Raw genomic sequence first — 26,093 nt, forward strand, 5'->3', positions numbered from 1 at the left:
GGAGGTGGGGCCGCGCGGTGGTGATCACCCGGTAGTCTGACCGCATGATCACCCGATTGATCGCCCGCCTGTTCTGGGCAGCGTCCTCGTTCACCCTCACCACCGAACACGACCGCTCGCGTCCCTCGATCCTGCTGGGCGCGCCCCACACCTCGAACTGGGACTTCGTGTACATGATGGCGATCAACTGGCGGGAGCAGCTGCATGTGCGCTGGCTCGGCAAGCACACCCTGTTCCGTTCCTGGTACGGGCCGCTGTTCCGCGCTGCCGGCGGCATCCCCGTGGACCGAGGGAATCCCCGCGCCGTGGTCGCCGATCTGCTCGCAGAGATGGAGCGCGGCACCCCGTTCAACCTGGTGATCACCCCGGACGGCACCCGCACGAACAGAACCGACTACTGGAAGTCCGGGTTCTACCGGATCGCCCGCGCGACCGGCATGCCGGTCACCCTCGGTTTCATCGACCGGCCGAACAAACGGGTGGGACTCGGTCCGACGATCGACATGACCGGGGACGTGAAGGCCGATATGGACCGGATCCGCGCGTTCTACGCCGACAAGCTCGGCTGGCATCCCCAGCGCCGGGTGGAGCCGCGTCTGCGGGACGAAGAGGACCGCTGAGCGCTCAGCCGACGAGCACCTCACCGGCGTCCACCACGACGGCACCTCCGGCGATCGCGAGCTCACGGCGCGGCGCGCGCATCAGCGCATCCAGAGGACCGGTCGCCTCCATCAGCACGATGTCCGCGCGCGAGCCGACCTCGAGGTCATGGGTCTGCCCGCCCACGAACGGGTGAGTGTGACCCGTGGCGATGTCCAGGACGTTCTGCAGTTCGTGGTCGTACCGCGCCCAGTGCGGCGGGCGAACGTGGTGGCGATCCGAAGCATGTCGCCGTCACCGTACGGAGCCCACGGGTCCCGGATCCCGCCGGTCCCCAGGCCCAGAGGCAGACCATGCTCCCGCATCTCAGGCAGCGTTAGCGGCGCGGAGCCGACGGGTGCCGGAGTCGTGCAGGTAGATGTCGAGCCCGCATCCGTGCCGCTGAGCGATGCCGAACAGCAGGTCGAGCTGGCCGACGGGGTCACGGTCGATCAGACACGGATCCAGACCGCCGATGTGGGCGACTCCGGCGGAAGCGGCTTCGTCGAGCAGCCGATCCACACCGGGACGACGCAGCACACCGTCCTGCGGGAAGGCGACCATTCGAGGTCGATCGCGTCGCCGAGCGCCGCGTTGGCTTCGCGCACCACTTCGAGTCCGCGCAGCCCGATGCCGAGGTCGACGTCCACGTGGCTGCGGACCCGGGTGGTGCCGTGGCGCAGGAACTCCCGCAGAACATTCACGGTCACTTCGACGCCGGGGATGCCGAGGTCGTCCCGCATCTTGCGCTCATGAGCAATGCGGCCGTCGGTGCCGCCCTCCCCGCCGTAGGACACCCAGTCGCGTCCCCACCAGGACTTGTCGGCGTGGGCGTGGGCGTTGACGAACCGGGCAGGGGGACCCATCGGCGGGCATCGCACCCGTCGGCCCGCTCCCCTACTCTCGGAGCATGACCACTCCGGGTCCACTGATCCTTCCGCTGCTGGATCCGATATCCAATGCCGCGAACAGTCCCGTTCCGTCCCGTTCTCACCTTAGGCTGGTGCCATGAGCTCCGTTCCCCCGCCCTCTCCCCGTCCCGGTGCACAGCCGGTGGGCCGCCAGGTCCCCGTGGTGCCGGAGAAGTCCGCGTCCCGCCTCTGGATCCTCGGCGCCTGCGGCTGCCTCGGTCTGATCGTCGCGATCTCCATGGTGATCGGCGCCTGGTTCCTCTGGGGGCAGCTCGAGGCCGGCACCCTGAAGCAGGGCGGCGAGTCCAGCCCCACCTCGGTGGATCTGAGCTCACCGGAGGAGACGCTGAAGTCGAACCTGCAGGCCACGGTGAACGGCGACTGCGAGACGGTGAAGGAGACGTTCACCCCGGATGCCGCCGCGAGCATCGACTGCGCCAAATGGTCGAAGGGCTGGCAGGGGCTGACCAAGGTCGACTACACGATCACACAGGGGCAGAAGAGCTCGGACGGCTCCCGAGTCAAACTGACGGTGGACACCCGGTTCACGTGGGAGGACGGCAGCACAGAGCCGGCCACCATCGAGGTGGAAACGGAGAATGTCAACGGACAGTGGCGGATCTTCCGCTTCGAGAAGGTCACCTGAATCCGCACGCCCGGCTCAGGCACCGATTTCGACGATGACCTTGCCCTTGGAGCGCCGGGATTCGAGCCGTTCGAACGCGGCGGCGTAGTCGTCCAGCGGGAACCGACCGTCGATCGGGAGGGTGAGGGCGCCGGAGTCCACCAGTGCCACCAGCTCCTGCAGCTCCCGGCCGTTCGGCTCCATCAGGAAGAACTCGAAGCCCAGCCCCGCGCGGGCTGCCGCGCGGCGCATCCGCCGGCTGCCCAGGCGTTCGGCGAGCAGGGCGAGGGGGATCCTCCGCTTCTGCGCTACGGGGGTAAGGCTGCCGGGCGTGGGCGGCGACCTGCACGGCGATCTGACCTACACCGCCTGCTGCACCGGTGATCAGCAGGTGCTGCCCGGCGGCCGCGTTCAGATGCCGGGGGCCGAGCCCCTGCTGACCGCCTGAGACCGGCGCGGCGCTGCTGGCCCGGCAGCAGCCCGGGGCGGCACCCGTCGGCCTACAGCCAATCCTTCTTCTTGAACAGTGCGAACAGGCCGAGCGACAGGCCGAGGATCAGGGCGACGCTCAGCCAGAAGCCGAACGCGTTGTTGAAACCGGGGTAGGGGACGTTCTGACCGAACCAGCCGGTGATCGCCGTGGGGATCGCAATCAGCGCAGCCCACGCTGCCAGCTGCTTCATGATCGTGTTCAGCCGCGCGTTCTGCAGCGACAGGTTCGTTTCGAACACGCTGGAGACCATGTCGCGCAGCGATTCCGTCCACTCGGACGCGCGCAGAACGTGATCGTAGAGGTCGTCGTACCAGGAGTCGAGCGACCCACCGGTCCGGCCACGATGTCGAATCAGCGTGTTGACCACTTCCCGCATCGGCAGCACCACTCGGCGCAGCTGGACGAGGCTCTTTCGGTACCCGTACACCTTCTGCTCGAAGTCGCTGTCCGTGCCGCCCTCTTCGAAGAGGACGTCCTCCAAGTGCTCAATCGCGTCGTCCAAGTCCTGGATCACCGCGAAATGCCCGTCCACCACGGAGTCCAGCAGACCATAGACCAGTGCCGCGGCGCCCTCCGAGATCAGATCGGGGGCGGCGTCCCAGCGGCGGACGACATCCTCGAGGTCGAAAACGCGGCCGTTGTGCGTGGTCCGGATCGTCAGCAGCCCCCGCGGGAGCACGAAGCCGCTGATGCGCGCCGGGGACAGTTCGGTGCGGACCTCCCCCTCCCCTGCCATGGAGCGCACGTCCACCCCATACACGGTGAAGAAGATGTGGTCGGAAGATCGGCTCGCCTTCGTCCGCTCATGCGGCGCGAGGGCGTCCTCCACCGCAGCGGGCGAAATGCCGAGCTGCTCCGCCAGCGCCAGCAGCTGCTCTGCGGTCGGGTCCAGCAGGTCCGCCCACACCACTGTGCGGTCGTCGAGGAGCTCCTCCGCAAGCCGGGCGGGCGAGACGTGCGCCGCGATGCATTCGCCGCCGCGCCACACGCGGGCATCGGTCAGGGCAAGGTTGTCTGCAGCGGCATCGGCAACTGCGCGCGGGGCGCGGGATCGGTCAGTCGGTTCGTCAGGGGTGTGCACGCCGCGATTCTGGCACAGGTGACTGCGGGCCCCGTCGACCCCGAACGCTGTGCAGGTGGTGACCGACAGTGGGTCGGAAAAGAAGGACCGCCGCCCGGGTGGGGCGGCGGTCCTGTCACACGCTGGGGTCGATCAGCCGATCACGGTGAGGTTCGACGCCTGCAGGCCCTTCTGGCCGCGCTCGACGTCGTACTCGACCTTCTGGCCCTCGTCGAGGGTGCGGAAGCCGTCGGCCTGGATTGCGCTGAAGTGGACGAAGACGTCCGCGGAGTCGTCGTCTGCTGCGATGAAGCCGAAGCCCTTGTCGCCGTTGAACCACTTGACGGTACCGGTAGCCATGATGAAATCCCTTCTGGCGTGGGCGCCCGCGTCTCGGGCATCCCGGGGTGCTTGCTCGATGCACGATTCAGAAGGAACTGGGCCTTGCAATGCCGACCGCCGGGGCTGTCAGCACGAACTTCACTTCCGAGCAACGATTCACACACTACCCCGGGGCGGGTGGGAGCCAGCGGGATGTGTGCCGCAGCGTTCCTTTTCACCGGGCCGTCCCACCGTGCAGAGCTGCCCCGAGGCTCGCGGGGCGGGCCGGGCGCGAGCGTGGCGAGCGGGGCCGGGCGCGGGGCGGGGCGTGCAAAAGTTGGAGCAGAACTCACCTGCGGCGGGGTTCGGCCTTCCGATCCGGCGGAAATCTCCAGTTTGTGCACACCTGGACCTGTGCGCACCGGGGTCAGCCCTGTCGATCGCCGGGTTCGGGGCAGTGGATCGCCATCACCAGGCTGAAGGCCCCGCGGTGGCCCCGAAAAGCGGCATAGGCTCGAGGTATGAGCAGCGCAGCGCAGTCCCCCGTCCCTCCGCCGGCGGCCCCTCCCCTCACCCCTCCCCCGGCGGACCCCCATGCGTCATCGGCTTCCGACATCCTCACCGCGCTCGACGCACAGGTCGCGACCGGGCTGAGCGCCGCTGACGCGACGCAGCGCCGCGAGCACTTCGGCAGCAACGAACTCGCCTCCGCGCCCCCGGTGCCGATCTGGCGCCGCGCCCTGGCGCTGGTCGCCGAGCCGCTCACCTACCTGCTGCTCGCAGCAATCGTGGTGTCGGTGATCGCGTGGGCGGCGGAGGGCATGCACGGCCTGCCGGTGGATGCGATTGTGATCGCCGCGGTGATCGTGCTGAACACCGTGATCGGTCTCGTGCAGGAGCTGAAGGCCGCTGACGCGGTCGCAGCGCTGTCGCAGATGACGAGCCCGCACGCCACCGTCACCCGGGACGGGCGGCAGATGGAGATCAAGGCAGCGGACCTCGTCCCCGGGGACATCCTCCACCTCGGTGAGGGCGATGCCGTCCCGGCGGATGCGCGCCTGGTCCGGGTGGGCCACCTGATGGTGGCGGAGGCGGCGCTCACGGGTGAGTCAGTGCCGGTGGAGAAGTCCGCGGATGAGGTCGCTCGCGATGCGGCACTGGGCGACCGGACGTGCATGGTGTTCTCCGGGACGGCCGTCACGCAGGGCAGCGCGACCGCCGTGGTGACGGGGACGGGCGCCGCCACGGAGATCGGGAAGATCGCTGACATGATCTCGGACGCCGGCGAAGTGGAGACGCCCCTGCAGAAGGAGATGGCATCCGTCGGCCGCATGCTCACCATCGCGGTCATCGCCATCGCCCTGATCGTCATGGTCGCGGCGTACCTCGCGACCGATGACCATTCGCTGTCCTCCATCGTGACGGTGCTGCTGCTAGGGGTGTCGCTGGCGGTGGCGGCGGTGCCGGAGGGGCTGACGGCGATCGTGTCGATGGTGCTGGCTCTCGGTGTGTGGGAGATGGCCCGCTCCAACGCGATCGTGAAGAAGCTGGATGCGGTGGAGTCGCTGGGCTCAGCGGGCGTGGTGTGCACGGACAAGACGGGCACGCTGACGCAGAACCGGATGACGATCGAACGGGTGGTGACCGCTGACGGTGACCAAGCTGCGTCGGACAGTGCCGCCGCTGCGACGCTGCAGCTGGGGGCGCTTGCCTCGAACGCGCGGCTCACACCGGAGGGGCCGCTGGGGGATCCGACGGAGGCGGCGTTCCTGCTGGCCTGCGCTGACGGCCCGCACACGATCCCCGGGTGGGAGCGCATGGATGAGCTGCCGTTCACCTCGGAGCGCAAGCGCATGTCGGTCGCGGTGACGGGTGAGGCCGGGGAGCCGCTGCTGATCATGAAGGGCGCGCCGGATGTGGTGCTGGCGCGCTGCTCCCGCATCCGCACCGCGGGCGGCGATGCGCCGCTGGATGAGGCGGGTCGCACCGGCATCGAGGGCGAGATCGCGCGGCTCGCGGGGGACGCGTACCGCACGCTTGCGGTCGCGATCCGGGAGGCCGACGGAGGCCGCGCCTGGACGACTTCCGGCGACCTGACGGAGGACGCCGAGCAGGACCTGACGTTTGTGGGGCTTGCGGCGATGATCGACCCGCCGCGGCCCGAAGCGGCCGATGCGATCGCCGAAGCGCAGCACGCAGGGATCCGGGTCATCATGATCACCGGTGACCACCCGCTGACTGCGGGCCGCATCGCTGAGGACCTCGGCATCAACCAGCCGCAGGTGATGACGGGCGCTCAGGTCGATGCCCTGGACGATGCCGAATTCGCCGACGCGGTCAGCGGCACGTCCGTGTTCGCCCGGGTGAACCCGAGCCACAAGCTGCGGATCGTGCGCCACCTGCAGGAGAGCGGCACGGTCGTCGCGATGACCGGTGACGGCGTGAACGACGCCCCGGCGCTGAAGCGCGCCGACATCGGCGTGGCGATGGGCATCACCGGCACGCAGGTGTCCCACGACGCCGCCGCCATGATCCTCACCGACGACAACTTCGCCTCCATCATCACCGCGGTGGAGAAGGGCCGCGGCATCTACCGGAACCTCACGAAGGTTCTGCGGTACCTGCTGTCCTCGAACATGGGCGAAGTGCTCACGGTGATGGGCGGTGTGTTCCTCGCGGGGCTGCTCGGGCTGACTCAGGCCGACGGGTCCGTGCTCCTGCCGCTGCTGGCCACGCAGATCCTGTGGGTGAACCTGGTGACGGATTCTCTGCCGGCTCTGGCGCTGGGTCTGGATCCGGTGGATGACTCGGTGATGCAGGATCCGCCGCGCCGCCCGGGTGATCGGGCGCTGAACGGCCCGGAGTGGGCTCGGATCCTGTGGACGGGTTTCGTCATGGGTGCCCTCACGCTGCTCGCGCTCGATGTGGGCCTGCCGGGCGGCCTGATCGACGGTTCCGATGATGCGACGACGGCGCGGACCGTCGCGTTCACGGTGCTGGTGGTGCTGCAGATCGTGAATGCCCTGTCGGTGCGGCACGCGCACCGCAGCATGGCGGTGGGCCTGTTCACGAACGGGAAGCTGTGGGCGGCGCTGGGGATCACGCTCGGACTGCAGCTGCTGGTGCTGTACGTCCCGCTGCTGAACACGGCGTTCTCGACCGTGCCGCTGGACGGCGCGCACTGGCTGGTGGTGCTGGGCGCCGCGGTGGTGTTCCTGCTGATCGAGGAGGTGCGCCGCCTGATCGTGCGGATGCTGCGGCGCCGCTGACGGGCGTGTGCCAGGACGGCGCCGGGCGCGGTCCTCTCAGCCCTTCAGGACGTACTGGAGGGTCTGGACGACCTGATCGGTGGTGCGGCACCAGGCCTGGGCGTCGGCGTCGACTTCCTTGAGGGGGTGGACGATGTCCTCGTCGTGGAGGGTGATGTAGGGGGTGCCGAGGGCGGAGCAGTAGCCGGCGTCGAACGCCGCGTTCCACTGCTTGTACTTGTCGCCGAAGCGCACCACCACGAGATCGGCCTGCTGGATGAGTGTGCGGGTGCGGATCGCGTTGACCTTGGAGGACTGGTTGTCGCGCCACCAGCCCTCGGGGGCGTCGCCGAGGTGGTCACCGGCGGCGTCGCTGGCGGGGTGGTCGGTGACCGGCGCGGTGAAGGTGATGTCGAGGCCGGCGGCTTCAGCACCGCGCTGGACCTCCTCGCGCCAGTCGGAGTGGATCTCGCCGGAGAGGTACACGGTGAAGGTCATGGTGCGGCTCCTCTGTCGCGTCTGGTGTGCGGGTGGGCTGCCGCCATCGTAGCCGCCTGGTCGGGGCGGCCGACGGGTGCTGGCCGTTCGTCGTCCCAATGCTGGCGGCATGGATGAGGATGCGCTGCGGATCACCGGAAGGGGTCTGGCGAACACCTCCACGCTCACGCGGGCATCCGCGGACCGGTAGTGCCGGACGACGTGGTCTGACGTCACCACCTCTGCACAGTACCGATCAGCCCAGCGCCACGAGGTCGGAGCCCCGTGGCGCCGGGGCGGTCCTCACGCAGCCGCGTTCACTGCCCCGCAGGCAGCGTCAGGCTGTACTCGAGCTCGAACCCGTCGGCGGTTTCCCTGGTCTGCTGCCGGACGCAGAAGGGGTCCGCTCCGGCCTGCTCCGCCACCAGGGACAGCGCGATCCCCGCGCGCTGCGGAAGCGGGCCACCGGCGAGCCGGTCCTCCGGGCCCTGGCGTTCGCTGTCGGCGCTGTCAGCGGCCGCGACGCTCTCGGCGACGAAGGCCTCGACACGGTCAGGCAGCTCCCCGGTCATCACCGGGTGCCCATCGATCGTGAAGTCCGCCCGAATCCTGTCATCAACGGGAATGCAGCACGCCGTCTGGATAACGCTCGGGCGTGCAGATTCAGTGCGCAGCTCCATCCACGAGTGGTGCTCCCCCGCGTCCTGAGCGTCGACCAGCCCCCGTGACGCGAGTTCAGCGAACAGGCCGGAGGACAGCTCCGCCACGCGCCCGAAGCACTCCTCAGCTGCCTGCCCATCAGCATCGTCGACCAGATCACGCAGATCCAGAGGAACAGCGACACCGACCCAGGGCTGTGCGGCGCAGCTGCGTGTCTTCACCGCACTCAGATCGATGTCCTGCCAGTTCGGGGCCTCCTCCAGTGCCCAGTCCTCGAGTTCTCGCTGCGCAGCGAGTTCGGCTCGGCGCTGGGCGAGCAGCTCATCGATCTCGGTCGGATGGGTGAGCGCCCGCTTCATCTGGGAGATCCCCATACCGGACGTGCGCAGCACCCGCAGCAGTGCCGCGTCGCGCAGCTGTGAGGCCCGATAGAAGCGGTAGCCGTTGAACTCGTCCACATCGGCTGCGGGGAGCAGACCGATCTCGTCGTAGTACCTGAGCGTCTTCACGCTCAGACCTGTGCTGTACGCGAACTGTCCGATGTTCATCATCGCAAATCCCTTCTGTTGTGTCGCCAGCACGTGCTGACACCACAACCGTGCGGCATCCAGCAACTGGAAGGTCAACATTCCGGGCCGGCTGGAAGGCACGAGGATCCATGGCGGGTCCCGCTGCTAGTGGTCGATCATCGGGATGGGGTCGAAGGACGGCGAAGGATCAGACCTCAGCCGCCCATAGGTGTCCACGTCGATCCGCTGACCGTCCACGAGGAACTTCGCCCGCTCAGTCCCCTCCTTCACGAACCCGGCACGTCTCGCCACTGCTCCGGATGCAGGGTTGTTCACGCGGTGCCCCAGCTCGAGACGCTCCAGCCCGCCCTCGCTCAGAGCCCACGTCGCGACGGTGGCGGCCGCCGCGGACATCCACCCGCGTCCGCGGGCCGCGTCCGTCATCCAGTACCAGAACCACCCGCTGAGGTTCGTGTCATCGACGCTCACGCACACGAGGCCGACCAGCTCGTCCTCGGCGACGATGGCCCAGGCCTCGTGCGGCGCACCCGCCTCAGTCAACCTGTTCACATAGCGCTCTGAATCGGCAGGAGTCGACACATCGCCCTGGCGCGCCATGTCGGGGTTCGATCGGAAGGCCGACAGCACCGCTAGAGCATCGCCGGGCCGAAGCCGGCGCAGAACAGGGGACGCGCCGCTCATGCGACCCGCCCCGGTGCTCTCACTGCGATCTGCTCGTCCACGATCTCGATCTCCTCCTGCCAGCTGTCCGCACAGTCTTCGTCCGCACCGGACGGTTCCGTGACTTGTCGAAGAATACCCGCTGTCCTACCGGCACTGGCCCCAATACGTCACTTCTCATTCACCTGGCCGCCACGCGCGCACCGTAGAGGTATAGGTCCCTATCCCCCCGATGAAAGAGACGCACGTGTCCCCTCTTTGGCATGCTCAGGCACGCAGAACCCCCGCTTTCTCCTCCCGCACACTCGCAGCAGCCGCACTCAGCTGCTCGATCGTCATCGCCCCCGCAGTCCTTCCTGCCGGTGTGGCTCCTTCGGTCATTCAGACCGCGTCGGCCGCTGCTCCTGAAACGTGGCCGCTCATCGTCACCGAAATCGCCCCCGACAACAGCGGCGTGGACAACTTCGAATTCATCGAAGTCACCAACCCCGGGACCGAACCGGCAACCATCGGTGACGGCGGCCTCTCACTCAGCTACATCTATGCCGACTCCGCCGACACGGCGAAGGACGTCCCGCTCACGGTCGAATCCCCCGTCACCGTGGAACCCGGTGAAACCGTGGTGCTGTGGCTGAACTACACGAGCACCACGGTCGACACATCGGCATACACCGCGGATGACTTCAGAGCAGCATGGGGCATCGATGCCGACACGCGCGTGGAGAAGATCGAAGGCCAGCCCGGCATGGCGAACGGCGGCGAACGCGGCATCCGCATCTCCGACGCGGCAGGCACTGAAGTGGTCCGCGCCTTCTACCCCACAGGAAGCGTCGGAGCCGGAAAGACCATCCACTTCCGCACGCCAGCCGATGCCGCGGCACGCTCCCTCGACGTCTTCGCCTCACTGTCAGCCCCCACCGCCGGCACGGTGGACCCCCAGCAGCTCGACGACCGGCCGGCGCCGGACAAGCCCGAGAAGCCGTCGGACCCAGACCCCGGCGCACCGGATCCGACAGATCCCGGCGACCCCGCGCCCACCATTCCGGGCCCAGGCCCCGACACCACCGTGGGTCACCTCATGATCACGGAGCTGGTCCCCGACTCCACGAACGTCGGCGGTTCTGACGGCTACGAATTCATCGAGATCTACAACCCGACCACCGAACCGATCAGTCTGGCCGACTACCAGCTCCGCTACCTCTACCCCACTGATGACCTCACCATCACCAACGCCGCCGTGTGGCCCATGAGCCCGGGCAATGCCGTGGTTGAGCCTGGAAAGACCGTGGTGGCATGGGTGAAGAACGGTCCCAATGCGGATCTCACCAAGGAAGACTTCGCAAAGAACTACAACGTCGACCCGAACTCGTTCGAGCTGGTCGAGATCGAGTCCGCCGGCATGGCGAACGGCTCGATCCGCGGTATGGAGATCCAGACCCGCGCGGGCGATCCGGTGCACCGCGTGTTCTACAACGTGGGCGGTGCTGACGACACCAGCCCAGACGCCGGCATCCACTACACCGTGGATCCCAAGGACTTCGCCACCGGCATGATCATGGAGAAGTCTGCGGCCACGCCGGGCTCAGCTCAGCCGGGCCAAGTGCCGAGCGAACCGGTCGCTCTCAACCCCGACACCGCCGCCCCCAAGATCGAGGACCGTTCGCCCGCCTCCATCGACCCCTCGAAGGACGCCCAGCTCACGTTCGCCATCAGCGACGATGTGCAGGTGCGCCGAGTGGAGGTGTCGCTCTCATCAAGCTCCGACGCCACGCCGCAGGTGCACAACCTGACGAGGAACGCCGACGGCACGTTCACGCTCACGATCCCGCAGGCGGACCTCACCGGCAAGAAGCACTTCGAATACTCGGTGGCGGCCTCGGACGGCACGCACGAGTCGACCCTGGACGCTGTCCGCGTCCCAGTGGACGGCGCAGACACTGATCCGCTGCGCCTCAATCTGACAGACGGCCAGTTCGTCAACGGCACAGTGCCCGTTTCCGCAGCAACCGACAGCCCCTCCGACGAGCCGGAGGTGTGCGTGGACGGCACCACACTCACCGGGGCGAAGCCATCCCTCGAGACCTCGCCGGTCTTTGCGTTCGAGGCGTCGCAGACCGACACCTACTTCCGCAACGGTGTGCTCGTAGGCGACGACGTGCTGCACGTATTCGACGAGGGGCTCTACGACAAGTGGGCCACGATCTCCACCGACGTTCCCCTGACATATGTGACCCAGGGGAAGAACCTGCAGCTCGATATCGCCGCGGGAACGAAAGCGAAGCCCGGCATCGACGAGAACGAGAACAACGACGACTTCACCGTCCGGAATGTGCGCCTCATTCTCCCCGATGGCCGCACGCTGCGCGCCCCAGGATGGGACAACCCCGACACCATCATCCAGATGGGGGATTCCGCGGGCAAGGTGGAGATCCTCAACGCGAAGTTCGACATTCCATCCGATGCCTTCACTGCTCGTTCTGCCGATTGGGACACCACGACGGTGGCCGACGGCGAGCACACCGTCTGCGGAATCGGACCTGATGGATCGCGCGTGGAACGAACCGTCATCGTGGACAACACCGGGCCGGAGATCACGTCACCGATCGCCGACGGTGCGGAACTGCGAGGAGAGTTCCCGGTGGACTTCTCCGCCACGGACACGGGCTCGGGTCTCGAATCGGTGACTGCAGCACTCGACGGTGAACCGGTGGAGTCCGGTACGGTCTTCTCGAGCCTCACCATGAAGCCGGGAACCCACACACTGGTCATCACGGCGAAGGACACGGTGGGGAACACCTCGAAGAAGACGATCACCTTCACCACGCCGCTGGAACAGCCATCGGGCGAGATCGTCACCGAACCCGGAGCGGAGCTGAGCGTCTGCACCGACTCGTCCCTCACAGCGCAGGTGTCTGACCCGAGTCGGGATGCGCTGGACGTGTCCTTCCGGGAGGGACACAGCGCGTCACTGTCCGACGGCACGCTCACCGGCACAGGCGGCGCAGTGCACGATGCGGACCAGAGCGAACGCACGGGCGCGGAAGTGAGCGCTGGCAGGGCAACGACCTCGGATGATGCTCTGCCCTTCCATGCCTTCACCACGCCGGTCCCCAAGGGCTCACCGGAGGATTCACTCATCCGTGTGGCTTGGAGCGGCACAACCGACCCAGGTGCGCGTGTGCGCCTCCTGGTGTGGAACACCGAGAAGAGCGCCTACGAGGAAGTCGACGTCACGCTCACCGACTCGAAGTCCGGTGCCGGCACGCTCGAAGCGATGGTGCCCCTCGCGGGACACACCGTGGGCGGCGAGATCCGCGCTGTGGTGCAGCATTCGGAAGGATGGGCGGGCAAGAACCTGTCCGACCGTTCGACCGCGGTCACACCCCACCACCCGGACGACACTCCGCGCAGCGACTACGACTTCACCTTCGGGTGGGAATCGGACACGCAGTACTACAACGAAACGTACTTCGAGAGTCAGCTGGCGATCCACGACTACTTCCTGGACCGCCGAGACGAGATGAACCTTCAGTACGTCTTCCACACCGGCGACATTGTGGATGAGGCGGATAAGCAGTACCAGTGGGACAACGCCGACCAGGCGTATCGGATGCTCGATGATGCACAGCTCCCGTACGGTGTCCTCGCCGGGAACCACGATGTGGGCCACCTGTCAAACGACTTCACGGCCTATTCGAAGCACTTCGGCGAGGCCCGATATGCAGGCAACCCGTGGTACGGCGGCAGCTACAAGGACAACCGCGGCCACTACGACCTCATCTCCGCGGGCGGTCACGATTTCATCATGCTCTACATGGGCTGGGATCCGGGCGACGAGGAGATCGCGTGGATGAACGAAGTCCTGGCGAAGTATCCCGAACGAACCGCCTTCATCAACCTGCATGAATACATGCTCACCACCGGCGGACTCGGGCCGGTCCCGCAGCGGATCTACGACGAGGTTGTGGCCACGAACCCGAATGTTCGGGCAGTGATGAGCGGCCACTACCACGATGCCTACACCCGTGTGGACACCTTCGATGACGACGGCGACGGCACGAAGGAGCGGACCGTCACGCAGATGCTGTTCGACTACCAGGGCCTGCCCGAAGGAGGCGAGGGCTTCCTCCGCCTCATGCACTTCGACAACCAGGGCGAAAAGATGATCGCGCGCACGTATTCCCCGGTCCGCGACGTCTACAACTCGGAGGACCCGAGCCTGGAGCCCGAGCACCAGGAGTTCCAGGTGAGCTACGCCGACCTGGGGCTCGAGCCCCGCACGAAGTCGCTCACCTCGACCGATGCCCGCATCGACGTGCTCACGAGCACCGAACTGGGCGCAGTCAAGGGCGCGGCGTCGCCGTCGGAGGTGTCGGTCGACGTGAAGGAGCTCGCTGACGGCACGCATTCCTTCTACGTACTCACCACTGATCCGTACGGTGCGAAGCACTATTCGCCTGTTCAGGACGTCATCGTGAAGGGCGAGGACTGTGACGTGGAGGAGCTGCCGGAGAGGCCTGAGGACCCGTCGGACCCCAAGGGCCCGGGGACGTCACCCCGCCCAGGGAAGCCCTCGAAGCCGCAGACCCCCACCGCGCCTGGGCAGCCCGAGGCCGATGACCCGCGTGACCCCGCAGTGTCGGGGAAGCCGGCAGGACCCGGGGTGAGTGACGAGGCTGGTCACGGATCGGCGCCAGGGGGTGCACAGAAACCGGAGGCGGGGACGGCAGGCGCATCGGGCCAGGACGCGACCGCGGGTTCCGGCCGGGGCTCTCGCTCGCAGTCGGATTCCGCGCAGTCCGCCCGTGAGGGCTTCCTGCCGCGGACCGGTACCGAAGCCGCTGGGCTGATCGCGGCGGCGGTCGTGCTCATCGCAGCTGGGGTGGCGGTGATTCGCCTGCGCCGCAGTCGCCGCTAGCATTCACCCGCACGACGGGGCCGCGCTCCTGCATGGGGCGCGGCCCCGCCTGCTCCACGGCGCCGACGGCGCTGACGTCGGCGGGCGCCGTCAGCACTTCCAGTAGCCGCAGAAGGTGACCTCGCCTCGCGCCCAGCCGCGCTGACGGACAAGATGCCGCCTCACTCCCGTGGCCAGCGCGGACTCCCCCACAGCGAACGCGTGGCGGTCAGCGGTCGGGAGCTCGAGCTGCGGCAGCTCGCCGAGGATCATGGCTCCCGGGGCGACATCAGCGGAGCGCACCAACCAGCGCAGCTCCATCCCGCTGGGGAGCTCCACCGACTGCGCGTCCGACGGATCAGGGATCTCCACCAGCGCACAGCCGCGCGCCGTGCGCGGAAGATCGCGCAGGATTCCCATGATCGCAGGAAGTCCAGTCTCATCGGCAGCCAGGAGGAGGTTCCGCGCTGAGGGCTCGGGCCACCCGCACCCCTGGTCGAGGAGCGCTGCGCGGTCACCGGGCCGCGCGCTCGCGGCCCAAGGGCCGGCGACTCCCTTGTCGCCGTGGAGAACGAAATCAATGTCCAGTTCGCCGGCCTCCGGGCGCCAAGCACGCAGGGTGTACGAGCGGACCGACGGGCGACGCCGCGCTGGGACCGTCAGCAGGCGCGCGTACGTGCCCCTGGTGATGCGATCGGGCACGTGATCCAGGCTCGCAGGATCGCTCGTCGGGAGGAACAGGCGCACCCACTGGTCGAAACCACGCCAGCGGAGGCGCGCGAGGTCATCGCCGGTGAATGTGACCCGCTGGATGCACGAGGAGATGCGTTCCGAGCGCGCCACCTGCACGCGCATCGGGCCGTCGCCCTGTGAGACGGTGATGTTGCTCATGCGGTGCTCGCCTCGATTCGACGGGTGTGCGCGACCCCCGCTGCTGTGCCGAGGAAGGCGAGTGCGGCGCTCACGAGGAACACGGGAGCGTAGCCGACGGTTCCCGCGGCGTGCATGAGTGCGGCGCCGAGGACGTAGCTCGCGGTCATCGCGACAGCGGCGAGCACTGTGAAGTCGGTGGCTTCGGAACCGGGACGAGCCAACGACATGTTGACGGTGTAGACGATGGTGCTCGCCGCCGCCATCGCCGCCACGAACACACTGAGGACCACCACGGTCAGCAGGACGGGTGCCCACCCGGAGGCCAGCGGGAGCAGCGCGATCACGGCGAACGCATCCACGAGCCCGGCGGTGAGCAGGCAGCACGAGACCCCGAAGCGCCGAACGCACGGCCCGACGATCAGGGAGGCCGCCGCCGCGGGGATGGCGAGGAACATTCCCAGCACCCAGCCGAGACGATCCAGCCCCCAGCCGGCATCGGTGAGTGCGGGAGACAGGAGGCCGTACGCGGCGGTGGTGCCGGCCAGGAACAGCGGCATCACCGCGAGTCCCCACATGCGCCCGCCGGGCTGACGGAACACTCGCACGAGCGAGGCATAGGCAGGGCCGAGCCGCGGCTCGGGAGCATCGGGGAGGCGCTCGCGATGGCGGAGGGTGAGCGGCAGCGGGATGAGGCAGAGCGCAGCCAGCGCAATCATCGCCGGCCCCCAGCCGAAGGCGTCGAAGATCAGCACGATGACGCCGCCGCCCAGGATGTTGCCGACCCACTGCGCTGCGTTGGCGATGCCGTTGGCGAGTGGTCGCGTCGCGTCGTTGACGGCGCGGGCGGTCAGGCCGTCGGCGGCGATGTCCTGCGTGGCGCTGATGAAGGTGTAGAGCGCGATGAGGGCACCGAGGACGCCGAGATGCTGGGCGGGCTCAGGAATCGCGACCAGGGCGAGGCTGGCGAGCGCCAGGAGTGGCTGCAGCATGAGGAGCCACGTGCGGTAGTGGCCCGTCTTGGTCCGGCCGAATCGGTCGACGAGCGGCGCCCACAGGGGTTTGAGCGCCCACATTGCGCCCGCCAGGGAGACGGCAGCGAGGCTTTCGAGGGAGACGCCCTCGCGCCGCAGGATGGCGGTCAGCCCGACGTAGATGAAGCCGACACCCAGATACTGCGTGACGTAGAGGGACGCGACGAGCGGCAGCACGCCGTGGGTCGTCGTGTGGTCCTGATCATCGTGCGGGGCCGTAGCCGTCACCGGGACGGCGGGGGCGGTAGCGCTCATGGAGATCCTTCCGTTAGGCAAGGGTAACCTTACGGAATTATGAAACTCGCGTCTAGCGCTAATGCAGGCCCAGTTGCGCAGGCGACGTCGCACCCATCAGGGAGCCGTGTTCGACGGTCTGCCGGACAGGTGGTCACACGTTGAAGCGGAACTCCACCACGTCGCCGTCGGCCATGACGTAGTCCTTGCCCTCCATGCGGACCCAGCCCTTGGCCTTGGCCTCGTTCATCGAGCCGGCCTCATCGAGCTGGTCGAAGGAGACGACCTCGGCCTTGATGAACCCGCGCTCGAAGTCGGTGTGGATGACACCGGCTGCCTGCGGAGCGGTCCAGCCCTTGCGAATGGTCCACGCGCGCGCTTCCTTCGGGCCGGCGGTGAGGTAGGACTGCAGGTTGAGGGTGTCGTAGCCGACGCGCGCCAGCTGATCCAGCCCGGACTCCTCCTGGCCGGTGGACTCCAGCATCTCCTTCGCCTCCGCCTCGTCCAGCTCGATGAGCTCGGACTCGAACTTCGCGTCCAGGAAGATCGCTTCGGCCGGCGCCACGAGCTCCCGCAGCTCCTGCTGCATGGCGGCGTCAGCGAGGCCCTCTTCGTCGGTGTTGAACACGTAGATGAACGGCTTGGTGGTCATCAGCTGCAGGTCGCGCAGCAGCGAGATGTCGATTCCGGCCTTCTTCGCGCCCTGAAACAGGGTCACGCCGGTCTCCAGCAGCTCCTTCGCCTTCATCACCTCGGGCAGGACCTCGGGTTCGATGACCTTGCGCTTGGTGTCCTTCTCCAGGCGCGGCAGGGCGTTCTCGATGGACTGCAGGTCGGCGAGGATCAGCTCAGCGGAGATGGTCTCCAGGTCGCCCTGCGGGTCCTTCGATCCGTCCACGCGGGTCACGTTCGGGTCGGAGAAGGCGCGGGTGACCTGGCAGATCGCGTCGGCCTCGCGGATGTTGGCGAGGAACTTGTTGCCCAGGCCTTCGCCTTCGCTGGCGCCCTTGACGATGCCGGCGATGTCCACGAAGGACACGGTCGCAGGCAGGATCTTCTGCGAACCGAAGATCTCGGCGAGGCGGCCGAGGCGCGCATCCGGCAGGGGCACCACGCCGACGTTCGGGTCGATGGTCGCGAACGGGTAGTTCGCGGCCAGCACCTCGGCGCGGGTCAGTGCGTTGAACAGGGTCGATTTGCCGACGTTGGGCAGGCCAACGATTCCAATAGTAAGAGCCACGCGCGCCAGTCTATCCGCCGCCTGCTCAGCCCGCCGCCGGCCGCTGGGGAACGGGGCCGATCTCACGGGCGGGGTGTCGCAGACTTTAAATGTCGCACCCCCGTGGTGGTCTAGTCCCATGGACATGTGGATCGTCATCGTCATCGGCATTGCGGCCTTCCTGCTCGGCATCATCGCGGGCTCCCTCTGGTCCGCGCGCACCCGCTCACGCGCCGGCGAAGAACAGGTGGATGTTGCCGCGATCGCTGCGAAGGCCGCCCAGGAGTCCTCGCAGCAGCTGCTGGCGCTGACCGACGAGCGCTACTCCCGCGACCACGCCCGCACATCGGCTGCGCTCGCTCCGATCGGGCAGTCCCTCGAGCAGCTGCAGCAGTCGGTGGCGCGCACCGAGGCGGCCCGGTCGCGCTCCGAGGGTGACCTCACCGCGCAGCTCCGCCGCCTGTCGCAGACCACCGCGGACCTCACCCACGGCACGGCGGCCCTCACCTCAGCGCTCAAGGCCCCCTCCTCCCGCGGCCAATGGGGTGAGGTGCAGCTGCAGCGCATCGTGGAAGCGGCCGGGATGCTGGAGCACACGGACTTCTCCACCCAGGCGAGGGGGAGGTCGGCCGACGGGGACCGCGAGCAGCGCCCGGACCTCGTCGTGCATCTCTCGCAGGGCCGCTCCATCGTGGTGGATGCGAAGGCGCCGATGGATTCGTTCCTGCGCGCGGTTGACGCGCAGGACCCGTCGGAGCGCGCCGCCCACCTGCAGGCACACGCCCGCGCTCTGCGCATGCACGTCAGCTCCCTGAGTGCGAAGTCGTACTGGGCGGGGCTCGGGGACGCACCCGAGTTCGTGGTGCTGTTCGTTCCCTCCGATGGGGTGCTCGCCGCTGCTCTCGAAGCAGACCCGGGCCTGCTGGACGGCGCGTTCACCCTCGATGTGGTGATCGCCTCCCCCGCCACGTTGATGGCGCTGCTGCGCACCGTGGCGCACACGTGGCGCACGGATGCGCTGAACCGGGACGCCCTCGAGGTGCTGTCCCGCTCCAGGGAACTCCACAAACGCCTCACCACCATGGGGCGGCACTTCACGAAACTGGGGCGGTCACTCGATGGGACGGTGAAGACCTTCAACGACGTGGTCGGCTCCTACCAGTCGAGGGTCATGCCGACCGCGCGTTCGATTGAGGAACTCGCCGCCATGGGCAAGCCCCTCGCCGAGCCGGAGCCCGTCACGACACGCGCCCGGGAACTCCCCCGCGACATCGGCGACTCCGGCGAGCACGATCCGAGCACGGATTGACCGCCCCCGAGACTGGCCCTTCCCACCAGGCGGACAGATTCTCCGAACCCACTGCGACGCACGTCACGACCGACTTACCATTCACTCAGTGTCATGGAAGTCACTGACCCGAAGGAGAATCCCGTGACCCGTTCATCCCTCCTGACTACCATTACCTCCCGAACCGCCGCAGTCCTCGCCGCCGGCGCCCTCGCTCTCTCCGGGGCCGCACTCGCCCCCACCGCCGCAGTCGCCGCCGAACACGGCGACGCCCCCACCCAGGAATCCATCACCAAGGACGGCCCGTACGAGGTCACCTCCACCAAGCTGAAGGCGGGTGAGTTCTCCGGCTTCGGCGGCGGCACCCTCTTCTACCCCGCGAACCCGAAGGACGGTGAGAAGTACGCTCTGGTCGTCACCATGCCCGGCTTCGTCGAGCCGGGCTCGGTGAACGAAGTCATCGCCAAGCGTCTCGCCTCCCACGGCTTCATCGTGCTGCAGGCCAACACGTACACCGGTTTCGAACAGCCGCAGCAGCGGGCCACCATGGCCGTGCGCGCCATGGACTCCGGCCTCAAGCATCCCGCGATCCAGAAGATCGTCGATAAGGACCGCACTGCCCTCGTCGGACACTCCATGGGCGGCGGCGGTGTCCTCTACGCCGCGCAGGCCCGCGAGTTCGATGCCGTCATCGCCGTGCACCCCTGGGCGAAGGAGGGCTTCCCCCGCGTCAACGAACCCACCCTCGTGGTGGGCGGCATGCTCGACAACGTCGCCCCCTACGCGCAGTACGCCCTGCCGATCTACGGCTCCCTCACCGGCGCGAAGGACCGCTACCTCATCAACCACCTCACCGGCACCCACTGGGCCGGCAATGTGGACGACCCCGCCCTGCAGGGCCGCATGCTGTCCTTCATGAAGGTGCATGTGGACGGCGACGAGCGCTACGCCGAACTGCTCTGCCAGGACGCCCTGCCGTCCACCACGTTCCGCTCCCCCAGCTGCTGATCCGCGTTAGGGCGCGGCAGTCCGCACACAAGGGAGGGCCCCGCAGGTACGTTACCTGCGGGGCCCTTCGCGTCCGGTCGATCAGGCGGACGTGTAGACCACCGTTCCCCAGGGCGAAATCACCGTGGTCCGATACTGAGCGTAGGTCTGTTTGGGGAATGACCCCTCGGGGCGGTGCTCCGGATAGCGGATGTCGAAGGTGACCGCATCCGACCCGTCGTGTTCGTTGTCCACGGGATTGGTCAGTTCGATGACCCATTTCCAGCCGTGGCGACCATCCGCCGTGGTGTAAGGGACACCCGTGAACGACTCTTTGCCGGTGTTGACGCCTGCACCACTGAATTCGTTGGCCTTGAGGAAGTCGTAGTAGGAATCCGGATTGTTCGGCCGGTAGTCGCGCAGCAGAACATCCGGCCAAGCAGCACCGTAGGTGTCAGGACCGTAGCGCGTGCCGTCATGAGTGAAGGTGGTGTGCTCCTGACCAGCGACGCGCGGCTGGGGCGCGTAGGAGTCCTTCCCGCCGATGTTCTCGATGAAGATCTCGATGACATCGCCCTTGCCCACGGCACCGGGCGCCTCGGCCTTGTTGCCGTTGTAGTTGCCCGTGCTCTGATCCGGATAGATCGGATCCCATGCGCTGGCCTTCCTGGTCAGCGGGTTGGCGGTCTGTGACGCAGGAGTCTCGTTGGTGACAGCCACCGTGCCGGACGGCCGTGTCGTGGGGTAGATGACCCAGGGCTGCAGGATGGTAGCAGCTCCTTTGTACTGGTTACTTGCACGCCAGGTGTTCGACCAGGGGGCTGCCACAAGCGTCCCAGTACCGGGAACAGGGCTGCCAGCGTAGGCAGGAGCCATCGTGGAGACAGCGATGACAGGGGCCGCCCAGGTCGCGCCCTTCAACAGATTCCGTCGGCCGGTAGTGGTCACGGTGAACCCTTTCTGTGTCTTCAGCGCACCTCGATCGAGCCCGATTCAGGAGCGGCGCGCTCCTCCTGACCGCGTAGTAGGTCCTTGACCAAACCGAAGGTAGATTACAGAGGCGTGACGCGGTCGTCAACGCTCTGCTCGGCGCCCGGCGGAGGCGTCTCTGCGCCACTCGCGCCACCGACTCGATATGTGAGACCGCCCCGGCGGGAACACGTCCGCATCCAGAGCCCTTCTCCGCACGAACCCCCAGGCCAGGACTGCTTTCACCTCTCTTGGGTTCATTGGGACGATCGTCCGAACAGAGCCGTACAATCGAATGAGGAAACTATTCAGTTAGCACCGATCCTGACGTCACCGGCCGCCGCGTAGCCCTGCCCGCTGCTGACCACTCGTCTCAGCGCCCGCGCCGAGCTCAGCAGACAACAACGAAGGACCCCACCGATCGGTGGGGTCCTTCTCTCGTCTGCGTCCCGTTCAACCGCGGTCAGCGTGCACGACGGGCGGGGTCAGCTCACTGTGCGTCGGCACCCGTCGGCGCAGCTCCCCGGCCGGACAGCGGCGACTGGTCCGCCGCATCCCGCATGTCCCGCTGCGGGCGCTCACGGCGGTCATCCGCACCCTGCACCTTCATCTCCTGGCGCAGCTCGCGCGGCAGGGAGAACATCAGGTCCTCCTGCGCGGTGCGGACACGCTCCACCGTGCCGTAGCCGCGTTCGGCGAGCTCCTTCAGCAGCGCCTGCACCAGCACCTCCGGCACGGACGCCCCCGAGGTGACTCCCACAGTGGTGACGCCCTCGAACCATTCGTCCTTCAGTTCGCTGATGAAGTCGATGCGGTGCGCGTCCTTCGCACCGTTCTCCTTCGCGACCTCCATCAGGCGTACGGAGTTGGAGGAGTTCGCGGAGCCGACCACGAGCACGAGGTCGGAGTCGGGCGCGATCTTCTTCACCGCGACCTGGCGGTTCTGGGTGGCGTAGCAGATGTCGTCCGACGGCGGGGACTGGAGGTTCGGGAAGCGCTCACGCAGCCGCTCCACCGTCTCCATCGTCTCGTCCACGCTGAGGGTGGTCTGGCTCAGCCACACCACCTTGTCCGGGTCGCGCACCTGAATCGCGTCGAGGTCGTCACGGGAGTCCACGATCTGCACGTGATCAGGGGCCTCACCAGCGGTTCCCTCGACCTCTTCGTGGCCGGCGTGGCCCACCAGGAGGATGTCGTAGCCGGCCTTCGCGAAGCGGACAGCTTCCTTGTGCACCTTCGTCACCAGGGGGCAGGTCGCGTCGATCGTGCGCAGGCCCCGCTCCTCGGCGGCTTCGCGCACAGCCGGGGAGATGCCGTGGGCGGAGAAGATGACGAGGGACCCCTCGGGGATCTCGTCGACCTCCTCGACGAACACGGCGCCGCGCTCACGCAGGGAGTCCACCACGAACTTGTTGTGGACGATCTCGTGGCGCACGTACACGGTCTCGTCGAAGTGCTCGAGCGCCCGCTCGACGGCCACAACGGCCCGGTCAACGCCCGCGCAATACCCGCGGGGCTCTGCAAGAAGAACACGCTGATCAGTCACGCCCACCATCCTACGGACCACGAGGTGGGAACCCCAGCCGAAGCGAGCTGGCCCACCCGCGCGGACACACCGGGCCGGACCCCAGCCCCTCCCGACCGTCTACAATCGACTTCGTCCCCTCGGCCCGCTTCGGAGACTCCGTGACATCATCGCCTGCTCCTCGAGCACCCCACCGCTCCTACGACTCCGTTCTGCGCGCCCGCGTGGGCCTGCCGCCCGGCCCCGTGTTCGCCGCCCTCGGCGCACTCAGCGCCGCCTACTTCGCGATCACCGGAACCGTCTGGGCCGTGACCGGTGAGTTCACCCGCTTGGGCGGACATGCCGTTGAGCTCCTCGGCGCCGACCCCGGTTCGTGGACCTACTACCAGGAGGTCACCGCGTTGGAGGGCGGCCCCCTGGACCGCACCGACGGCTGGATCGTCATCGCCATGCTCGCGGGGTCCCTCCTCGCAGCACTCTGGGCAGACGACTTCCGCGTCCGGACCCCGCCGCTGCGCCGCCGGTTCCCCCAGGCACTCGCCGGCGGCATCGTCGCCGGGTTCGGAGCCCGCCTCGCCTTCGGCTGCAACCTCGCCGCCATGTTCACCGGCATTCCGCAGTTCTCCCTGCACGCCTGGCTGTTCACCCTCACCACCGCGATCGGCACCTGGTTGGGTGTTCAGCTGATCCGACAGCGCTGGTGGCGCGGCCCCACTCGCCCTGTCCCCGCGTCCGCGCGCCAGCACCTCACCGCTGAGCAGAACCGGCGCCGACGGGTCCGCCACCTGTCCGCGTTCACGGTCATCGTGGCGGCTCTGGCCGCGGCGTGCCTGCTGTACCTGCTCACCGAGCGGCCCCTGCTGGCCGTCGCCGTGGTGTTCGGCACCGTGTTCGGCGCGCTCATTCAACGGGGTCAGATCTGCTTCACCGCGGCGTTCCGCGACCTTTGGGTCACGCGGAAGACCAAGCTCTCCGACGCGCTCGTGATCGGCCTGGCGACCGCCGTCATCACCACCTTCGTGGTTCTGCTGGTGACCGGAATGGACCCGCTGACCAAGCCCGCCGGGTGGGGCACCGTCATCGGCGGCACCCTGTTCGGCCTCGGCATCGTCATGGCCGGAGCGTGCGAAACCGGCATGATGTACCGCGCGATGGAAGGGCAGACAGTGGCGTGGGTGGCGTTCGGCGGCAATGTCATCGGCGCCACCGTCCTCGCCTACGGCTGGGACCACTGGGGCATCCACCGCCATCTGGTCGCCTCCGCTCCCCCGGTCAGTCTGACGAGCTTCGGCGGCCTGTGGGGAGCCCTGGTGATCTCACTGGTTCTGCTGGCGCTGTGGTGGCTGGCGATGTCGCCGCGCCGCACCAGTCGCCGCAGCCGTCTCAACGCTGAGGGATCCGCCCCGGCAGAGCGAGAGGAGGTTGCCGCATGAGTTCCTCGTTCCGCACCGCGGACTACTCGCTGGACCTGCGCGGCGAGTCGTGCCCCTACCCTGTGATCCACACCCTCGAAGCACTGCACGGGCTGCGGCCCGGGGAGACGATCGAGATCTCCACCGACTGCCCGCAGGCGTACCGCAACGTGCCCGACGACGCACGCGCCGCGGGCCACGAGCTGCTCGGGGAACCCGTGAAGGAGGGCGCCACGATGCGGTTCGTGTTCCGTCGCGGTGACGCCGTGCTCGGCCGCCACCTCACCGAGGAGAAGCCGCGCCGCCACTTCGGCTTCCTGCGGGGCCGACGGCATCAACACGAGCAGTGATCCACGCTCCTTCGAGGAGCACCGCGCAGCACGGGGCGGCGTGGCAGAGTAGAGGCCATGACTGAGCCCCCGCAGCAGTTGGCCGCGACCGCCGCCGAAACCACCCCGGAGAATCCGTGGCCGGTGCGGCTGCTCAGTGTCAACGTCCGCGACTACATCAACCGCATGTCGCCCCTGTGGGTGATCGGCGAACTCGTGCAGGTGAACATGCGCCGCGGAGCCGGCCTGCACTTCCTGACCCTGCGCGACACCGACACCGACGCCTCCTTCACCGTCCCCATCCGCGACAACGTCCTCCAGCAGTCCGGGGTGGAGCCGACCCAGGGCGCGACCGTTGTGGTGCGGTGCAAGCCCACCTTCTGGAGCAAGCGCGGCACCCTGCAGTTGGAGGCGTCCGATATCCGCCCCGTCGGGCTCGGTGAGCTGCTCGCCCGCCTGGAGAAGCTGAAGCGCACCCTTGCGGCGGAGGGCCTGTTCGACCGGGGCCGGAAGAAGCCGTTGCCGTTCCTGCCGCACACCATCGGCCTGATCTGCGGGCGCGCCTCCGCCGCCGAACGGGACGTGGTGGTCAACGCGGAGAAGCGGTGGCCCGCCGTTCGATTCGAGATCCGCGAAGTCGCCGTCCAGGGCACCAAAGCGGTCAGCGAGGTGAGCGCGGCACTGCGCGAACTCGAAGCGCGCCCCGAGGTGGAGGTCATCATCATCTCCCGCGGCGGCGGCTCCATGGAGGATCTGCTGCCGTTCTCCGACGAGTCCCTCGTGCGCCTCGCCGCCGGCGCCGCCACGCCGATCATCTCCGCCATCGGCCACGAAGTGGACACTCCCCTGCTGGACCTCGTGGCGGATGTGCGCGCGTCCACGCCGACGGATGCCGCGAAGATCGCGGTGCCGGACATGATGGCCGAACGCGAGCAGGTGGAGCTGGCCCGCACCCGCCTCAGGTCCGCTCTGCGCGCCCGCATCGACCGGGACGCACAGAACCTGCAGGCGCTGCGTTCCCGGCCCGTGTTCGCCCAGCCGCACACCATGCTCGGTGCGCGATCCGATGAGCTGCGCTCCCAGATGTCGATGGTGCGCACCATCATCCATGCGCGCCTGCAGCGCGCCGGTGACGAGATCACGCACCTGCGGCGGCAGGCGCGGAGCCTGTCACCGCTGGAGACGATGCGGCGCGGCTACGCGGCCGTGCAGCTGAGCGATGGCACCGTCATCACCGACCCCGTCAGCGCCCCCGACGGCACCCGCCTGTCCATCCGCATGGCCGAGGGCCGCATCGGTGCGGTCAGCACCGGCTCTGATGACCGCACGGCACCCGTCGGCCCCACTGATTCACCCGAGGAGGACCCCGCATGAGCACCAGCACCCCCGACGACCCCCAGTCCCCCGAGCTGCCGGAGGACATCCGCGCGCTCGGCTACGAGCAGGCGCGCGACGAACTCGTCGGCATCGTCCAGCGCCTCGAATCCGGGCAGGGCGGGCTGGAGGAGTCCATCGCACTGTGGGAGCGCGGCGAACTGCTGTCCACGCGCTGCCAGCAGTGGCTCGACGGCGCCCGCGAGCGCCTCGACGCCGCCGTGCAGCGCCAGCAGGCGCAGAGCACCGACCAGCAGAACTGACCCGCAGCAGTGCCGACCGGCAGCCGTGTCCGGCCGGCGTCGCCGCTGCGGCAGGGCGCGGCCCGCTC

The 26,093-nt window shown here is 68.0% G+C and carries 23 protein-coding genes; 10 read left to right on the top strand and 13 right to left on the bottom strand.

From position 1 onward, the window contains the following. Positions 1-44 precede the first annotated feature (44 nt). Entirely contained in the window at positions 45-620 is a 576-nt protein-coding gene (locus R3I40_RS07025; RefSeq protein ID WP_285261904.1) for a 1-acyl-sn-glycerol-3-phosphate acyltransferase, read from the top strand. Positions 621-624: 4 nt separating this feature from the next. On the opposite strand, the gene R3I40_RS07030 is transcribed toward R3I40_RS07025, so the two are convergent. Together R3I40_RS07030 and R3I40_RS07035 are read right to left on the bottom strand one after the other, a co-directional pair. After that, positions 625-786: a hypothetical protein gene (locus R3I40_RS07030; RefSeq protein WP_183375160.1), complete on the bottom strand. Its 162-nt coding sequence runs from the start codon at positions 784-786 to the stop codon at positions 625-627. 305 nt (positions 787-1,091) lie between these two features. Continuing rightward, positions 1,092-1,505 (bottom strand): amidohydrolase family protein, encoded by a 414-nt coding sequence (locus R3I40_RS07035; protein WP_183375162.1) that lies wholly within the window; start codon positions 1,503-1,505, stop codon positions 1,092-1,094. A 142-nt stretch (positions 1,506-1,647) separates the two neighbouring features. On the opposite strand from R3I40_RS07035, the gene R3I40_RS07040 reads away from it, so the two are divergent. After that, the gene (locus tag R3I40_RS07040) at positions 1,648-2,196 is read left to right on the top strand and encodes a hypothetical protein (RefSeq protein ID WP_183375164.1); all 549 of its coding nucleotides are present in this window, start codon (positions 1,648-1,650) and stop codon (positions 2,194-2,196) included. A 15-nt stretch (positions 2,197-2,211) separates the two neighbouring features. On the opposite strand, the gene R3I40_RS07045 is transcribed toward R3I40_RS07040, so the two are convergent. From R3I40_RS07045 to R3I40_RS07055, 3 genes are all read right to left on the bottom strand, one after another. Next, on the bottom strand, positions 2,212-2,427 hold the full coding sequence (locus R3I40_RS07045) for a zinc-binding dehydrogenase (protein WP_183375166.1): 216 nt from the start codon (positions 2,425-2,427) through the stop codon (positions 2,212-2,214). Positions 2,428-2,675: 248 nt separating this feature from the next. Continuing rightward, on the bottom strand, positions 2,676-3,749 hold the full coding sequence (locus R3I40_RS07050; RefSeq protein WP_259923574.1) for a magnesium transporter CorA family protein: 1,074 nt from the start codon (positions 3,747-3,749) through the stop codon (positions 2,676-2,678). A gap of 132 nt (positions 3,750-3,881) precedes the next feature. Then, the gene (locus tag R3I40_RS07055; RefSeq protein ID WP_183375168.1) at positions 3,882-4,088 is read right to left on the bottom strand and encodes a cold-shock protein; all 207 of its coding nucleotides are present in this window, start codon (positions 4,086-4,088) and stop codon (positions 3,882-3,884) included. A 482-nt stretch (positions 4,089-4,570) separates the two neighbouring features. On the opposite strand from R3I40_RS07055, the gene R3I40_RS07060 reads away from it, so the two are divergent. Next, on the top strand, positions 4,571-7,318 hold the full coding sequence (locus R3I40_RS07060; protein WP_285261903.1) for a cation-translocating P-type ATPase: 2,748 nt from the start codon (positions 4,571-4,573) through the stop codon (positions 7,316-7,318). 36 nt (positions 7,319-7,354) lie between these two features. On the opposite strand, the gene R3I40_RS07065 is transcribed toward R3I40_RS07060, so the two are convergent. The 3 genes from R3I40_RS07065 to R3I40_RS07075 form a co-directional block, all read right to left on the bottom strand. After that, the gene (locus R3I40_RS07065; protein ID WP_183375172.1) at positions 7,355-7,795 is read right to left on the bottom strand and encodes a YtoQ family protein; all 441 of its coding nucleotides are present in this window, start codon (positions 7,793-7,795) and stop codon (positions 7,355-7,357) included. A 296-nt stretch (positions 7,796-8,091) separates the two neighbouring features. Next, positions 8,092-8,985 (bottom strand): MerR family transcriptional regulator, encoded by an 894-nt coding sequence (locus tag R3I40_RS07070; protein WP_285261902.1) that lies wholly within the window; start codon positions 8,983-8,985, stop codon positions 8,092-8,094. Between the two features lie 123 nt (positions 8,986-9,108). Next, complete coding sequence (locus R3I40_RS07075; RefSeq protein WP_285261901.1) at positions 9,109-9,645, bottom strand: GNAT family N-acetyltransferase; 537 nt, start codon at positions 9,643-9,645, stop codon at positions 9,109-9,111. A 343-nt stretch (positions 9,646-9,988) separates the two neighbouring features. Here R3I40_RS07075 and R3I40_RS07080 point away from each other — a divergent pair, with 343 nt between their 5' ends. Further along, on the top strand, positions 9,989-14,542 hold the full coding sequence (locus R3I40_RS07080; protein ID WP_285261900.1) for a lamin tail domain-containing protein: 4,554 nt from the start codon (positions 9,989-9,991) through the stop codon (positions 14,540-14,542). 90 nt (positions 14,543-14,632) lie between these two features. Here R3I40_RS07080 and R3I40_RS07085 read toward each other — a convergent pair whose 3' ends face one another. The 3 genes from R3I40_RS07085 to ychF all read right to left on the bottom strand — a co-directional run bounded on the left by R3I40_RS07085 (position 14,633) and on the right by ychF (position 17,899). Further along, entirely contained in the window at positions 14,633-15,412 is a 780-nt protein-coding gene (locus R3I40_RS07085) for a siderophore-interacting protein (RefSeq protein ID WP_285261899.1), read from the bottom strand. Further along, entirely contained in the window at positions 15,409-16,680 is a 1,272-nt protein-coding gene (locus R3I40_RS07090) for an MFS transporter (RefSeq protein WP_285261898.1), read from the bottom strand. Before R3I40_RS07090 ends, R3I40_RS07085 begins: the two co-directional genes overlap by 4 nt. Positions 16,681-16,813: 133 nt before the next feature. Beyond that, positions 16,814-17,899 carry a redox-regulated ATPase YchF gene (gene ychF / locus R3I40_RS07095; protein ID WP_285261897.1) on the bottom strand — a complete coding sequence of 362 codons (1,086 nt, stop codon included), beginning with the start codon at positions 17,897-17,899 and terminating at the stop codon, positions 16,814-16,816. A 118-nt stretch (positions 17,900-18,017) separates the two neighbouring features. On the opposite strand from ychF, the gene R3I40_RS07100 reads away from it, so the two are divergent. Together R3I40_RS07100 and R3I40_RS07105 are read left to right on the top strand one after the other, a co-directional pair. Continuing rightward, positions 18,018-19,187, top strand: coding sequence for a DNA recombination protein RmuC (locus R3I40_RS07100; protein WP_285261896.1), 1,170 nt, complete (start codon positions 18,018-18,020; stop codon positions 19,185-19,187). Positions 19,188-19,310: 123 nt separating this feature from the next. Then, on the top strand, positions 19,311-20,174 hold the full coding sequence (locus R3I40_RS07105; RefSeq protein ID WP_285261895.1) for an alpha/beta hydrolase family protein: 864 nt from the start codon (positions 19,311-19,313) through the stop codon (positions 20,172-20,174). Positions 20,175-20,255: 81 nt separating this feature from the next. Here R3I40_RS07105 and R3I40_RS07110 read toward each other — a convergent pair whose 3' ends face one another. Together R3I40_RS07110 and R3I40_RS07115 are read right to left on the bottom strand one after the other, a co-directional pair. After that, positions 20,256-21,101, bottom strand: a complete 846-nt coding sequence (locus R3I40_RS07110; RefSeq protein WP_259923583.1) for a hypothetical protein — start codon at positions 21,099-21,101, stop codon at positions 20,256-20,258. A gap of 511 nt (positions 21,102-21,612) precedes the next feature. Then, positions 21,613-22,677 (bottom strand): 4-hydroxy-3-methylbut-2-enyl diphosphate reductase, encoded by a 1,065-nt coding sequence (locus R3I40_RS07115; protein ID WP_239374044.1) that lies wholly within the window; start codon positions 22,675-22,677, stop codon positions 21,613-21,615. Between the two features lie 131 nt (positions 22,678-22,808). On the opposite strand from R3I40_RS07115, the gene yedE reads away from it, so the two are divergent. Genes yedE through R3I40_RS07135 form a run of 4 tightly spaced genes read left to right on the top strand, consistent with a single transcriptional unit; the run spans position 22,809 to position 26,025 of the window. Further along, positions 22,809-24,080, top strand: a complete 1,272-nt coding sequence (yedE, locus tag R3I40_RS07120) for a selenium metabolism membrane protein YedE/FdhT (RefSeq protein ID WP_259923584.1) — start codon at positions 22,809-22,811, stop codon at positions 24,078-24,080. Continuing rightward, positions 24,077-24,409, top strand: a complete 333-nt coding sequence (yedF, locus tag R3I40_RS07125) for a sulfurtransferase-like selenium metabolism protein YedF (RefSeq protein ID WP_259923585.1) — start codon at positions 24,077-24,079, stop codon at positions 24,407-24,409. Before yedE ends, yedF begins: the two co-directional genes overlap by 4 nt. Positions 24,410-24,466: 57 nt before the next feature. Next, the gene (xseA, locus tag R3I40_RS07130) at positions 24,467-25,762 is read left to right on the top strand and encodes an exodeoxyribonuclease VII large subunit (protein ID WP_285261894.1); all 1,296 of its coding nucleotides are present in this window, start codon (positions 24,467-24,469) and stop codon (positions 25,760-25,762) included. Then, on the top strand, positions 25,759-26,025 hold the full coding sequence (locus R3I40_RS07135; protein ID WP_183375471.1) for an exodeoxyribonuclease VII small subunit: 267 nt from the start codon (positions 25,759-25,761) through the stop codon (positions 26,023-26,025). The genes xseA and R3I40_RS07135 overlap by 4 nt, the downstream gene beginning before the upstream one ends. Positions 26,026-26,093 lie beyond the last annotated feature (68 nt).

The sequence above is a fragment of the Helcobacillus massiliensis genome (assembly GCF_033106145.1).
GTDB classification, from domain to species: domain Bacteria; phylum Actinomycetota; class Actinomycetes; order Actinomycetales; family Dermabacteraceae; genus Helcobacillus; species Helcobacillus massiliensis.

Excerpts from the sequence above, each read along its gene's own strand:
- R3I40_RS07025 (WP_285261904.1), top strand. The coding sequence starts at position 45 with ATGATCACCCGATTGATCGCCCGCCTGTTCTGGGCAGCGTCCTCGTTC.
- R3I40_RS07035 (WP_183375162.1), bottom strand. The coding sequence starts at position 1,505 with ATGGGTCCCCCTGCCCGGTTCGTCAACGCCCACGCCCACGCCGACAAG.
- R3I40_RS07040 (WP_183375164.1), top strand. The coding sequence starts at position 1,648 with ATGAGCTCCGTTCCCCCGCCCTCTCCCCGTCCCGGTGCACAGCCGGTG.
- R3I40_RS07045 (WP_183375166.1), bottom strand. The coding sequence starts at position 2,427 with ATGCGCCGCGCGGCAGCCCGCGCGGGGCTGGGCTTCGAGTTCTTCCTG.
- R3I40_RS07055 (WP_183375168.1), bottom strand. The coding sequence starts at position 4,088 with ATGGCTACCGGTACCGTCAAGTGGTTCAACGGCGACAAGGGCTTCGGC.
- R3I40_RS07060 (WP_285261903.1), top strand. The coding sequence starts at position 4,571 with ATGAGCAGCGCAGCGCAGTCCCCCGTCCCTCCGCCGGCGGCCCCTCCC.
- R3I40_RS07065 (WP_183375172.1), bottom strand. The coding sequence starts at position 7,795 with ATGACCTTCACCGTGTACCTCTCCGGCGAGATCCACTCCGACTGGCGC.
- R3I40_RS07070 (WP_285261902.1), bottom strand. The coding sequence starts at position 8,985 with ATGATGAACATCGGACAGTTCGCGTACAGCACAGGTCTGAGCGTGAAG.
- R3I40_RS07075 (WP_285261901.1), bottom strand. The coding sequence starts at position 9,645 with ATGAGCGGCGCGTCCCCTGTTCTGCGCCGGCTTCGGCCCGGCGATGCT.
- R3I40_RS07085 (WP_285261899.1), bottom strand. The coding sequence starts at position 15,412 with ATGAGCAACATCACCGTCTCACAGGGCGACGGCCCGATGCGCGTGCAG.
- R3I40_RS07090 (WP_285261898.1), bottom strand. The coding sequence starts at position 16,680 with ATGAGCGCTACCGCCCCCGCCGTCCCGGTGACGGCTACGGCCCCGCAC.
- R3I40_RS07100 (WP_285261896.1), top strand. The coding sequence starts at position 18,018 with ATGGACATGTGGATCGTCATCGTCATCGGCATTGCGGCCTTCCTGCTC.
- R3I40_RS07115 (WP_239374044.1), bottom strand. The coding sequence starts at position 22,677 with ATGGTGGGCGTGACTGATCAGCGTGTTCTTCTTGCAGAGCCCCGCGGG.
- yedF (WP_259923585.1), top strand. The coding sequence starts at position 24,077 with ATGAGTTCCTCGTTCCGCACCGCGGACTACTCGCTGGACCTGCGCGGC.
- xseA (WP_285261894.1), top strand. The coding sequence starts at position 24,467 with ATGACTGAGCCCCCGCAGCAGTTGGCCGCGACCGCCGCCGAAACCACC.
- R3I40_RS07135 (WP_183375471.1), top strand. The coding sequence starts at position 25,759 with ATGAGCACCAGCACCCCCGACGACCCCCAGTCCCCCGAGCTGCCGGAG.